The sequence below is a fragment of the Oenococcus oeni DSM 20252 = AWRIB129 genome (assembly GCF_000372485.1).
GTDB lineage: Bacteria > Bacillota > Bacilli > Lactobacillales > Lactobacillaceae > Oenococcus > Oenococcus oeni.
This window is the reverse complement of record NZ_AQVA01000001.1, coordinates 228,437-240,506: the sequence shown is the minus strand read 5'-3', so window position 1 is coordinate 240,506 and position 12,070 is coordinate 228,437. Positions and strand designations below refer to the sequence as shown.

At 38.8% G+C, this 12,070-nt stretch carries 9 protein-coding genes and 1 pseudogene; 1 reads left to right on the top strand and 9 read right to left on the bottom strand.

The genetic code is table 11. The features are described 5' to 3' along the window. Window positions 1–7 precede the first annotated feature (7 nt). A complete protein-coding gene (locus A3G9_RS0101205) occupies window positions 8–883 on the top strand; it encodes a carbohydrate kinase family protein (RefSeq protein WP_002817282.1) in 876 nt (291 codons plus the stop codon). Window positions 884–1,261: 378 nt separating this feature from the next. Here the strand turns inward: A3G9_RS0101205 and A3G9_RS0101195 are convergent, their stop codons facing one another. The 9 genes and pseudogenes from A3G9_RS0101195 to A3G9_RS01000000109370 all read right to left on the bottom strand — a co-directional run bounded on the left by A3G9_RS0101195 (window position 1,262) and on the right by A3G9_RS01000000109370 (window position 12,057). Continuing rightward, entirely contained in the window at window positions 1,262–2,551 is a 1,290-nt protein-coding gene (locus A3G9_RS0101195; RefSeq protein WP_002821712.1) for a TIGR03766 family XrtG-associated glycosyltransferase, read from the bottom strand. Window positions 2,552–2,620: 69 nt separating this feature from the next. Next, window positions 2,621–2,989, bottom strand: a complete 369-nt coding sequence (locus tag A3G9_RS0101190; protein ID WP_002822142.1) for a 6-carboxytetrahydropterin synthase — start codon at window positions 2,987–2,989, stop codon at window positions 2,621–2,623. Continuing rightward, window positions 2,990–4,333, bottom strand: a complete 1,344-nt coding sequence (locus A3G9_RS0101185; protein WP_002821711.1) for a TIGR03111 family XrtG-associated glycosyltransferase — start codon at window positions 4,331–4,333, stop codon at window positions 2,990–2,992. It lies immediately after the preceding gene. Then, entirely contained in the window at window positions 4,330–4,932 is a 603-nt protein-coding gene (xrtG, locus tag A3G9_RS0101180) for an exosortase family protein XrtG (protein WP_002817279.1), read from the bottom strand. Before xrtG ends, A3G9_RS0101185 begins: the two co-directional genes overlap by 4 nt. A gap of 116 nt (window positions 4,933–5,048) precedes the next feature. Continuing rightward, on the bottom strand, window positions 5,049–5,645 hold the full coding sequence (locus A3G9_RS01000000109375) for a Firmicu-CTERM sorting domain-containing protein (protein WP_018025207.1): 597 nt from the start codon (window positions 5,643–5,645) through the stop codon (window positions 5,049–5,051). Between the two features lie 342 nt (window positions 5,646–5,987). Then, complete coding sequence (locus A3G9_RS0101170; RefSeq protein ID WP_002817277.1) at window positions 5,988–7,124, bottom strand: glycerate kinase family protein; 1,137 nt, start codon at window positions 7,122–7,124, stop codon at window positions 5,988–5,990. Between the two features lie 28 nt (window positions 7,125–7,152). Further along, entirely contained in the window at window positions 7,153–8,454 is a 1,302-nt protein-coding gene (locus A3G9_RS0101165; RefSeq protein WP_002820854.1) for a GntP family permease, read from the bottom strand. Window positions 8,455–8,610: 156 nt separating this feature from the next. Beyond that, complete coding sequence (tkt, locus tag A3G9_RS0101160; RefSeq protein ID WP_002821710.1) at window positions 8,611–10,650, bottom strand: transketolase; 2,040 nt, start codon at window positions 10,648–10,650, stop codon at window positions 8,611–8,613. 36 nt (window positions 10,651–10,686) lie between these two features. After that, window positions 10,687–12,057: pseudogene (locus A3G9_RS01000000109370) on the bottom strand (PTS ascorbate transporter subunit IIC). Window positions 12,058–12,070 lie beyond the last annotated feature (13 nt).

The following is a 12,070-nucleotide window of genomic DNA, read 5'->3' as shown; positions in this document are numbered from 1 at the left end:
GTTAATTATGAATAAAACACTAGTAATTGGAGCAGCTTTCGTCGACGTAATAGTTGATGTGCCAAAATTGCCAAAGACAGGTGATGACATTCCTGGAAATCTCAAATCATATGTAGTAGGTGGTTCGGCATTTAATGTTTTTGGAACTCTAAAGCACGAAAAAATTAATACTGATTTATTTGTACCTGTTGGTGAGGGAAATTATGCAAACCAAATCAAAGAAAAAATGAGAGAATTAAAAATTCCAATAAAATTACCAGTTAGGGGAAATGACAATGGATGGGATATTTCCTTTATTGAACCAGGAGGAGAAAGAAGCTTTCTAACAATACAGGGCATTGAACAAGATTGGAAAACGGAATGGTTCAAGACAATTAATATTAATGAATACAAATATTTTTATTTAAGTGGATATGAAATGGAAAATGAAAACGCAGGCAAGGTAATTCTTAAAGAACTGCAGAAACGTATCCCAGAATCATTACTATTATTTGATGCATCCCCTCGCATCTCTTCCATATCTAAAACAATAATTCAAAAAATAATGAAAAAAAACGTGATTATAAATTGCAACAAAGAAGAAGCAAATTATTTCATGCCCAAAGGCCACTCACTAGAAGAAAAAGCGAGAAGGATTTATGCAAAAACAGAAAGTCCCGTTATTGTAACTTTGGGGTCAAACGGAAGCTATTATTATGATGGAAATGATCACATAATTCCTTCTGAAAAAAAGGATAAGATAATCAACACAATCGGAGCTGGCGATACTCATTGTGGCGGTATTTTAGCGGGGTTAAACAAAGATATGTCATTCAAAGATTCTGTAATACTAGCAAACAGGCTTTCCGGTTTAGTAGTTGAAAAAGAGAGCGGCAGTTTGTAAATATAAATATAATTAGGTTCTTTAATTTAAAGTGATAAAAAGGAAAACAGCCCAAGATTTAATCAAATCAGAATTGAATCTTAGTTGTTTTTTAATTTATTTCATGAAAAAAATAAAGTTCTATAAAATCACTCTTCCTTCAGCCAACTCATTTTTTCTCCAATCATTTCAACAACATCGTTTAAAGCAAGTGAAGCAACGATTATGTAGACTGGTAAAAATTGGATCATGTATCTGCTTCTTCCTCCTTCGAAAATGAGCAGGTACAAAAATCCACCAACGATTGCCAACCGCAGAACTTGTGAAAACTTTGTTCTGTATCGCCATCCAAAAGCTATTATAAAGAGCCAAATTATCCACCAAAATTGCGCAATATATCTAAAATCCGCTAAATGTTTGCCATTCGGATATACAAAACTTTGAACAAAAAGCCTTAAGACCCTTAGAAGCAACCTTTGCTGACATAAAATGCCCTTCTATCAACCAAGCAAAACTACCATCGGATGAGTTCTTATTTTGTTTATGAAATAAAAACTTTATATATCCAAAAATACCCATTCTTGCTAAACGCTGATTAATCTTTCTTTTAGAGTATTCAACTTTTTCCTTTTTACTTGGTCGAGCAGCCATGGCCAAATTATCCTCTTTGTTATAGCCGCCATCTCCAGCCATCCCCATGCTAATAAAATGAATTGCCGGCATCGTCCTGCTTCTATCTATTTTCATATAGGTTTCAGAATTATTCGCATTTTGCAGATAACGGTAAGTAATTCCAGTTGAAACAATGAAAAAAAGAGAGGAAATTAAAATAATAAACGCGTATTTTTTCTTTCTTCGATCATCTTTTTTAAATAGATAAAGTATTTCAACAAGGAAAATAGCAATAAAAGGAATAATAGCCGACGGTTTGATAAAGTATGATGCACTTAAAACACTCCCGCCACTAATCGCTAAAAATACTCGAAGGATACCATTAAATTTTGAATGGAAAACAATACAATAACTCAACAAATAAAGCGAAACAAATGGCAAAACCCAAGTATCAGAGTAAGGAACCAAGATCATTGGAAATAGAGCCAACCAAATCGACTGAATATACAAAACATTGCTTATTTTTCTTCTATCCAGAACCGCGACAATCAAAGCGTTGAAAACTGCCGATAAATCAACCAAAAAGAGATTAATGTTATCAAAAAGCAACCATGAACTATTGGAGAAGAATTTCGCAAGATAGTGTTGCTGTAGCATCAAATTAATGTTGTTCGTGCTCAAACTATAATAGGCTTGTAGTTCTCGACTTTTAGTATCCGTCAATGCCGAATGAATGGCACCTGCATCGAAACCAATCGAGGGATGAGTCAGCTCGACAAAAATAATTTGCAACAGGATCACTAGAACAAAAATAACAATCGAACTGAATAAAGCGCGTTTGATAAAAATATACCGAAAAACATTGCGTAACTTTTCATTTACGAAAATCGCAAGACTGATTGTCAACAGAAAAAGTAAAAAGACAACTGAAATCCATGTCGTTCGATTTCCGGCAGGAGTATCGCCAAGTGTTAAATTGGGAGATGCGATAGCAAAATAGAGCGTTAAAAAAATAAAAAAATTGAAAATATAAAAAATAATTCTATTTCCCAAAGAAAATAGTCCCTTTCTTTTCATCAATTCATCTCCTCTTTAAGCAATTCCACGATAGGAAAATTAACCATACTTTTCCCGCTTTCTTGATAATCAATCTAAAGATATACAGTAAAAACGTGTCGGAGATTCTCCTACTTCAATTCTTATCAATTTACAGTTTATTTTTTTCAAGGAATCAGTGATCATATCGAAGAGATAATTTGTTAAATTTTCCAGTGTCGGATTGATTTTGTCGAAAGGGGCGATTGTATTGAGAAATTTGCCTGATAAGCCACTGATTGTCTCAGTAATAACTTCCTCAATATCTTCAAATTTAATCATATGATCATTAGAACTAACGATTTCACAAATTATCTCCCAAGTGTGGGGGTGCTCAGAACCAATCCCGGCCTCCCAACGAATTGCATGGCTGGCATTAATGTAAGATCTCATTTTGTAAGTATATTTTTTACGTGTCATTTATTTGTTTCCCTTTTTGTCTTTCATTCCCTTAAAATCACTCCGAACAACTTTTTTTATATCCGCGCATTCTTCTTTAAACGTTTTGGATTTCCATTTGATTGGTAGAGTGATACTGTTTATAATTCCAATTAGCCTGATAAAAGAACAGATTAAGTTGTATAAAGGCATCGTAAACATAATCCACCATTTTCTGCTATAGAACGATCGCTCTTCGTCAAATTTTTTTAGAAACATTCTAACGTTGATAAAATTCAGAAATGAATCAAAGACGTATAGCAAATACATAAAAATGACTGATAAAAGCAAAACAATTGGTGAGTAACCAAGGTAGGCCAAAACAAAAATTCCGAACATCCAAATCATTCGTGGAAAAACAAAGGTGTGGTCAATCATTAAGCGTCGAACCATAAAATTTTTAAAAAACTTATCGAGATGCAGCTGGTCGCTCATAAAGGAACGCGAGACTTCGATTTCGCCACGCTGCCATCTTTGTCTTTGAATATACAGCTGATCGAGACTTTCAATCGGGTCTACGTAGAAAAAAGAATCAGTACACAAAGCCACCCGCCCTTTTAATTTACTGCGAATTTGAAAAGTCATATCTGTGTCTTCACCCACTGTTTGAGTATTGTACATATAGGTTTTTAATAATACTTCTTTTCTAAACGCCGAGAAAGCACCCGACATCGTGAAGAGCCTATTAGCCGATGATTCGATACTTCTTCCTGAAAGAAAAGCCTGAGCGTATTCGAAATATTCATTATTTTGTAATAATCTCAATAACGGTTTTTTGTTATTTTGAATAATTGCTTTTTCGGTTAAAATGGTGCCAGTCATTGCATCAATATCAGAGTTATTTTCAAAACCAAGAACCATCCGCATTAGTGCATTCTTTTCCAAAACACCATCACTGTCCAAATTAATAATATATTTGCCAGAACTATTATAAATAGCCGAATTCAAGGCAGATGCTTTCCCTTTATCGGTGTTCATCCATTGAAGCCTCAAATTGGAGAAAGACTGTTGAACCTTATTGAATACTTGAAAGCTATTATCAGTACTTTGATTATTAGCAACGATAACCTGCATAAGTTTGTTTGGATAGCTTGAATCACTGATTGATCCAAGGCATTTAAAAAGTGTCTCCTCGGAATTATAAACAGGGACAATAATCGAAATAATCGGCAATTTCGCCGGTTTCTTTAAGTCGTTTTTTTTTCTGCTTTCAAATGTTAATTTGACAAAGTAAAGACATTCCGGGACTATCTCAAAAATAATCGGTATCAGCATCCAAGTTATCCAAAAACCCATTTGAGCAAATGCTTGATCCAAGAAACTCATTTTTCGTCTCCCTTATATATCAACTTTCCTGTAAAGTTTTTTATAATATGAGCACGGGTAAAAACATTGTAATATAAGGCTATAACCAAAATATAAAAGAAAAGTCTTCCTAAAACAGAATGCGCCAGGAAAAATATTTTATTTCCGTTAAAAAAGACAATTGTCGCGACAACAAAAAGACGTAAAATATTTGCAGCATAGATCCACAAAGCTCCAGCGACGCCTATAATAGTTCTTTCTTTGCGACTGTAAACAGGGTAAAAAGCTATCAAACTCCAAAAAGCAGTCGTTTCAATGATTCCGGAACATTCATAATCGACAAACATCAGAATTGTATCGTGAGTATTTTGTATCTCGATTAAATTTTCTCTGTAAAAAGCAGTAAACATTCCACTTAAAGACCCGAAAAGACCAATGCCCCTTGTCACAATCGTTGAAAAAAGCCAGATTCCATATGGCCGGCTTAAGGCCATCAAAATTAAGAAAAGACCGACGCTTCCAGTTATAAAATAGAAAGCCGATAACTTGGCGCGTTTTAAAACTGACAGGATATAAACCCATATAATGGTCCCAATCAAAATTATTGTCGTAATCAGCATTAATGAAATCCAATCTTTTCGTGATTATTTTTCTTCTTATAAGTAATTCCAAAAAATCCAAACAAAGCAAGCAAAAAACCAATTCCCACAATAATATAAGGTCCCGTGCTAGTACCTTAAATCGTAATATGTTGATAACCCAAATTCGAATTAGCAAGTGTTATCGATTGACCTGAAATTGTGCTGAGATTGAAATCCGTTATGGGAATTTTGACTTCAGCTACACTATTGGTATATGTTCCTTTTCGATATAAAGATGTGTCTGCAGGGAAAGTCTCACTATATGCGTTTACATAGCCCACTCCGTTGGTTTTATATGTGTAACTTGTCTCATCCCACACACCTGCACTGAAGCTGGCCGTCTGACCAGCTGATAAGTTGCCTGGAACATTAAGAAAACTTATATCGTATTTCTTATTGCCGATAGTAATAACATATCCAGCAGTTTGTAGACCGGATTGATGTCCGCCGTAAGGAATCATATTAACGTATAAATACAGGTATTGATCGTCTGACAACATAGACAGCTTATAAGTAACGTTTCCATTCGTTCCTTCTTCGTAAAAATCCGTCATCGGCTTACCAGACCAATCGTCGAATTTTCCATCAATTAAAATTCCGGAACCGCTCGAAATACTGTCAGCGTGAACTACTACAATTGGAAGCAAAAAAAATCCGAAAAAACAAGTTATCAATACAATAATTTTTTTCATATTTTTTCTTTCTCGTATATAAATAAGATAATTTTTCCTACAGGAAAAGAACTTAATCTCTATTTTCTTCTATTGAGTCTTAACATATTAATAATTTTTTGTCAATAGTTAATAAATAATAATATTTCATTGTCTATTTTCTTAAACAAAACTTATGAGTCAAAAAAATCAATTATTAAGATAAATTTCATAAAAAGCTACAACCGGATAATAATTTTATATTTAGTCAAATAGGGATCCTTTTTAGCCTAAATAGTATTTTCAAAAAATAATTAACGATATTAAAAAACGCCAAACTGATATTTTGGCGTTTTTTATCTGCTTTTTAATGTGATACCTGGATTATTGTTGGCTGATTAACCGACCGACATTTTCTGCGGTTTGCGTTAAGTTTTTCTTGGCATTCTTAATTGCCTGATCCAAGCTGACCACCCCCGGCAAAATACAAAAGATCGAATCAATCCCAAGTTGATACAATTGATCGATTCCATCGCCGACATTCCCGGCTAAGGCAACCACTTTCACATTGGGAACAGCTGCCTTAACAGCCTGTGCAGTTCCCATCGGAGTTTTGCCGTACTGAGTTTGAGAGTCGATTGCTCCTTCGCCAGTAATAACATAGTCTGCCCCTTTGGAACGTTCTTTTAAACGCGTCATTTCGACAACAATTTCAACTCCTTTTTCCATTTGAGAATTGGTGAAGGCCAATAAGCCGGCTCCCAAGCCACCGGCGGCTCCGGCTCCAGGAAAATCAGCCAATTTTTTGCCAAGATCATGTTGAATAATATCGGCATAGTGTTTTAAATTTTTATCCAAGATTTCGATTATTGATCTTGTTGCGCCTTTTTGCGGACCGAAAACCCTAGCTGAACCTTTCGGTCCAACCAAAGGATTTACAACATCCGAAGCGATTCTGATTTTTGTTTGAGCAACCAGTGGATCGACTTTGGAAAGATCAATATGGTCGAGTTCAGCCAACCCAGCTCCACCGCGCTTGATTGGATGACCGTCTGCATCCAGAAATTGAACCCCGAGTGCCTCCGCCATTCCTTGTCCGCCATCGGTCGTTGCACTGCCTCCAATCCCGATAATAATTTCTCTGGCACCCTTATGCATGGCGTCCAGGATCATCTGACCCGTACCAAAAGTTGTTGTGATCAAAGGATTTTTCGTCTCCTCATTAACAAACTGAATACCACTGGCGGCAGCCATTTCAATTACAGCTGTTTTTTGATTACCGAATAAGCCATAACGAGCTTTTGCCTTTTTTTCCAAGGGATCCAAAACGTCAATCGTCTCAAAATCGCCATTGGTCGCATCAACCAAGGATTGAACCGTACCTTCGCCTCCGTCGGCCATTGGAATAATTTCATATTCGGCATGGGGAAAAATGCGCAGCAGTCCCTCGTGAATTGCGTCTGCAGCTTCCTTTGCCGTTAGACTTCCTTTAAATGAATCTGGTGCGATTACGAATTTCATGTTTCACCTCACGCTTATTTAATATTTTTTAAAAAAATCCATATATCAAAGTACCGACGATTGTCATTGTCAAACCGACTGCCGTTTCATAAGGAACCGAACCCATTCGTTCCTTTAAATTCATATTCATCGCATTGGCAGTAACATGAAAATAATTTCCTTGAGGAAGATGATCGATAACTGTTGCGCCAGTATGGACCATTACAGCTGCTGCTAATGGAGCTGTTCCAAACGAAAGGATTGCTTTACTGAATGATCCGGTAGCGAGAATAACTCCTGTCGAAGTCGAAGCGGTCGCTGCGGCCATTAAAATCCCAGAGATCGGGGCAAGGAAGGTCCCAGAAATGCCCGACACTTTGATCAATGAAACAATCTCAGCCGGCAGCGTCGAAGAAGTTATCAAACCTCCGATAGCCCCGGCACCAATCAAAATCAAAACAACATCGGTCATTCGCTCCATTCCCGCTTTTGTATACTCCAAGACCTTATTGCCTTTATGCATCGCCAGCATGCCGACGATTCCGGCAAAAGGAAGAATGTACATCGCGTCGACTTGAAATTTTTCTAAAAAAGAAACATGCAAAATGCTGCCAATCGGATTTATCAATAACAAAATAACCGCCAGCAGTGGAGCGACAATTGCAGAGCGGAGCGAAGGTGTTTCAAGCTTAGTCTGGCCGGTCTGCTTTTGATTGACTTCAACATCAGCCATACTGGCAATCGCCCCTCTATGTCTGAGAAAAGTCGCCAACAACACAGCCATTGCCAAACCGAAAAGTGCCGGAATAAAATCAGCCACCATTAATTGGCTAAGCTCTAAATTAAATCCCCGAGCAGCGGCAATTGTATTAGGGTTCGGTGAAATGATATTACCAGCTTTGCCACCCCCGGACAGAGCAACCAACAATGCCAATTTAGAAATTTTCATGCGGCTGCCAACCTCAAGAGCAATTGGAGCAACAATCAAAACGGCAACCGGAATAAATACTCCGACAGCAGTGATGATCATTGTTGCGAGCGCCAGCGATAAAATTGCCCATTTTTCACCTAATTTGGTAACGATCGCCCTTGCAATGGCATTCGCGGCTCCCGATTCCATCATGACGCCGGCCAAGACACCGGCTGCCAGCACTCTAACAACCGTCCCCATTACACTTTGTGTTCCGGCAACAACTATATTAACCGTTTGGCTAAGACTGGAGCCGCCAATAATGGCACCAAAAATAGTTCCAAGCAATAATGAATAAACTGGATTTAATTTCCATAAAATTAATCCAATTGCCAGGGCTAAACCCAATAAAGCCCCGACCCAACTAACTGAATTTGACATTCTCTTTCCTCCCTTCCAAGAAAATTCAAATCTATCCTAATTATAAATGATGGCTATAATCGAATTACTATTGCAAACAAAAAGGCGCCGCAGCTATTAACCGACGCCTTTTCAATATCACTTTTCATAATCCGACTGTAAGATTGAAAAATAAGTTTATTTGACTATTTGTAAGTTTTTATTTTCGTCGATCATCTTTTTGACCATCCGGGATATATGGGCAAGATTGAAACCGTAATCGTCGATTACATCATTTGCCTTGCCAGATTTGCCAAAAGTATCGACGGCAAGATTCTTTCCAAAAATTCCGGTATAGCGTCCCCAAGCCAAACTCGATGCCATTTCGATCGACAAACGGTTAACGACCTGCTTGGGCAGGACACTTGCTTGATATTCTTCACTTTGCCTTTGAAAAGCCTCCATGCTGGGCATCGAGACAACTGAAAGATCGTAACCTTCTTTTTCAAGTTCTCTTTTAGCTTCCAGAGCCAAATGGAGTTCTGACCCGCTGGCAATCAGAATCGCATCGGGAAGATCTTTTTTGGCTGAGGAAACAATGTAGGCTCCTCTTTCTACTGGAGCGTCCTTTGTTTCTCTTAATACAGGCAGCTTTTGTCTTGAAGTAACCAAAGCCGTTGGACGATTCGTTGTTTTGGCAATGGCCTTCCAAGCGGCCAGGGTTTCGTTTTGATCGGCAGGACGATAAACATCGATTCCCGGCGTGGTCCGAAGCGTCTCTAACTGTTCAACCGGTTGATGAGTCGGCCCGTCTTCGCCGACAGCTAAGGAATCATGAGAAAAAATGAAGATCGAAGCGAGTTTTTGCAGGGCGGCCAAGCGAATGGCCGGCTTCATATAATCGCTGAAGATAAAGAAGGTCGAAGCAAAGGCGCGACTATTGCCATGGAGGAGAATGCCATTGGTAATTGCGGCCATCGCAAATTCACGAACTCCATAAAAAACGTTTGAACCCTGAGGCGTTAAATCGGTAAAATCGCCTTGATCTTTCAGATAGGTCTTGTTAGATGACGAAAGATCGGCCGAACCGCCCCAGAAAGTCCTGTTTTGATCGGCGATTTGTTGCATGACCTCAGAACTGCTTACACGGGTTGCTAGTTCTTGATCATTATTTTCAGCCAATTTCAGATTATCGGTATTTAAAGTCGAATCATTATTTTCCAGCTGCTCTGCTAATCGAGGAAAAGCTTCGGCGTAAAGCTGAAAGGATTCTTGCCAACTTTTATAATACCGGTCTTTGGCTTGATGACTGTCGTTAAAAAGATCGTAAACATCTTTTGGAATTTCAAAGGGCTGATAGGGCCAGTGATAGAAATCCCTGGTCTTGGCCACGTTCTCTTCGCCGATTGCCGCCCCGTGGACTTTGCTGCTGCCCTGAAGCGGCGTGCCGTAGCCAATGATTGTCTTTATTTCGATAAAGGATGGTTTGTCGCTCTTTTTCGCTTCTCTGATTGCTTCATCAATATCAGACAAATTATTGCCATCGGCGACAAACTGGTAATCCCAGCCGTTGCCGATAATCCGATCCTGAATCTTTTCGCCGGTCGAAAGCTTTAAGGAGCCATCTAAGGAGACATCGTTGGAATCAAAGAGAACGATTAATTTACTTAATCTTTTCTCACCGGCAATTGCCATTGATTCTTGACTGATCCCTTCCATTAAGTCCCCATCGCCGACGATCACATAGGTCTCGTGATCGAAGATGTTAAAACCAGGGCGATTATAGATGGCCGAAAGATGTTTTTCGGCCATCGCCATGCCAACAGCCATCGTCAGCCCCTGACCCAAAGGACCGGTTGTCGCATCGATTCCCGGGGTGTGTTTCCACTCCGGGTGACCCGGCGTTAGTGAATCCAACTGACGAAACCGTTTTAGATCATCGATCCCGACTTTAAATCCGTTCAAATGAAGCAGGCTGTAAAGCAGAGCCGAGCCATGGCCGGCACTTAAAACAAAACGGTCCCGGTTGATCCAATATGGATCGCGATTGTTAAAATTAAGGAACTTTTGAAAAAGCGTGTAGGCCATCGGGGCAGCGTCCAAGGGCAGGCCCGGGTGGCCGGAATTAGCCTTTTGGATCATATCGAGACTGAGAAAACGGATCGCATTGACTGCCTGCTGTTCGTCTTGACGGTTCAATTCTTTAAGTGGAATATTTTCAAATTGAGTATCGATCATTTGTCCTCCTCTTTAATAGATTGATTATTTAAAAAATTATTTAGCAGGAACCACTTTTGAGCGGTCCTTTGCATTTAATACGATTGAGGTCAAAACAACTACAAGCAGGAAAATCAATATTCCGGAAACAAGTGTTATTGCTCCATAGCTACCTAATTTACCGACCAATATTCCTGGAATCAGGTAATCCGTATCGGCAAAAGTCGATGCAGCTAATTTGAGAGTTCCAAGAACCGGAAGAATAAATAGTGGTAACCAGGAAATCAGCAAACTATTAAATGTTGCTCCCAAAACAGCCCCACGTCTTCCGCCAGTTGAATTTCCATAAATACCTGAAGCTGCTCCACAGAAAAAGTGGCCAACAACTCCTGGAATAATAACAGTCGTTCCAAGTGCAATCATTGCAAACATACTTAGAGTTCCAACAAAAAAGCTGACAAAGAAACCTATCAAAACAGCATTTGGTGCGTAGGGAAAGATAATCGGGACATCAAGTGCAGGCTTTGAATTTGGAACAAGTTTCTTGGCGATTCCCTGAAAGGCAGGAACAATTTCTCCAAGAATCATACGAACACCTTGTAAAACAACAACGAACCCGGCAGCAAATGTTCCTGCCTGAATAATTGAATAAACAATGTAGTTAGTGCCACCACTTAATTTGCTTTCAATATAGTTCGGACCGGTGGCAATTGCCAAGATGACATAAACAACACTCATTAAAAGAGCAATCTAAACAGTAGAATCTCTCAAGAACCCTAAACTTTTGGGGATATTAAGATCTTCAGTACTCTTACTTTTATCCCCAAAAAGTTTTCCAATCAATCCAGCTGATGCATAGCCGATATTACCGGTATGGCCCATCGCAACTTGATCACTTTTTGTAATCTTGCGCATAAAAGGCTGGCAAAGAGCTGGTGTAATAGTAAGCAATGTTCCTTCGAATATTCCACCGAATAAAATTGTTTGCCAGCCATCACCCATACCTGCAGAAATTAAAATAACTGCAGATAGGCAAGACATATAAAGCATCGCTTGACCGGTCAGGAAAATATATTTAAATCTTGTAAATCTGGCTAACAAAATATTCACGATCATTCCTGTTAGCATAATTAAAGCAGTTGGAGTTCCGTATTTTACTAAAGCAATCGCAACGACTGCTTCATTGGACGGAACAACACCTTGAACATGTAGGGCGAATTGAAACATTTTTGCAAAGGGTGCCAAGGCAGTTTTCAAAATAGTTGCACCACCGGTTAATACAAGAAAACCGGCGAAGGTTTTAATTGTACCTGCGACAACTTCATTAGCCTTTTTCTTTTGAAGCAACAATCCAACCATTAATATCAAGGCAACAAGGATGGCGGGTTGGCTCGCTATTGATACAAATAATTCCAGTATTTTTTTCATGATTAACGACTCC

Excerpts from the sequence above, each read along its gene's own strand:
- A3G9_RS0101205 (WP_002817282.1), top strand. The coding sequence starts at position 8 with ATGAATAAAACACTAGTAATTGGAGCAGCTTTCGTCGACGTAATAGTT.
- A3G9_RS0101195 (WP_002821712.1), bottom strand. The coding sequence starts at position 2,551 with ATGAAAAGAAAGGGACTATTTTCTTTGGGAAATAGAATTATTTTTTAT.
- A3G9_RS0101190 (WP_002822142.1), bottom strand. The coding sequence starts at position 2,989 with ATGACACGTAAAAAATATACTTACAAAATGAGATCTTACATTAATGCC.
- A3G9_RS0101185 (WP_002821711.1), bottom strand. The coding sequence starts at position 4,333 with ATGAGTTTCTTGGATCAAGCATTTGCTCAAATGGGTTTTTGGATAACT.
- xrtG (WP_002817279.1), bottom strand. The coding sequence starts at position 4,932 with ATGCTGATTACGACAATAATTTTGATTGGGACCATTATATGGGTTTAT.
- A3G9_RS01000000109375 (WP_018025207.1), bottom strand. The coding sequence starts at position 5,645 with ATGAAAAAAATTATTGTATTGATAACTTGTTTTTTCGGATTTTTTTTG.
- A3G9_RS0101170 (WP_002817277.1), bottom strand. The coding sequence starts at position 7,124 with ATGAAATTCGTAATCGCACCAGATTCATTTAAAGGAAGTCTAACGGCA.
- A3G9_RS0101165 (WP_002820854.1), bottom strand. The coding sequence starts at position 8,454 with ATGTCAAATTCAGTTAGTTGGGTCGGGGCTTTATTGGGTTTAGCCCTG.
- tkt (WP_002821710.1), bottom strand. The coding sequence starts at position 10,650 with ATGATCGATACTCAATTTGAAAATATTCCACTTAAAGAATTGAACCGT.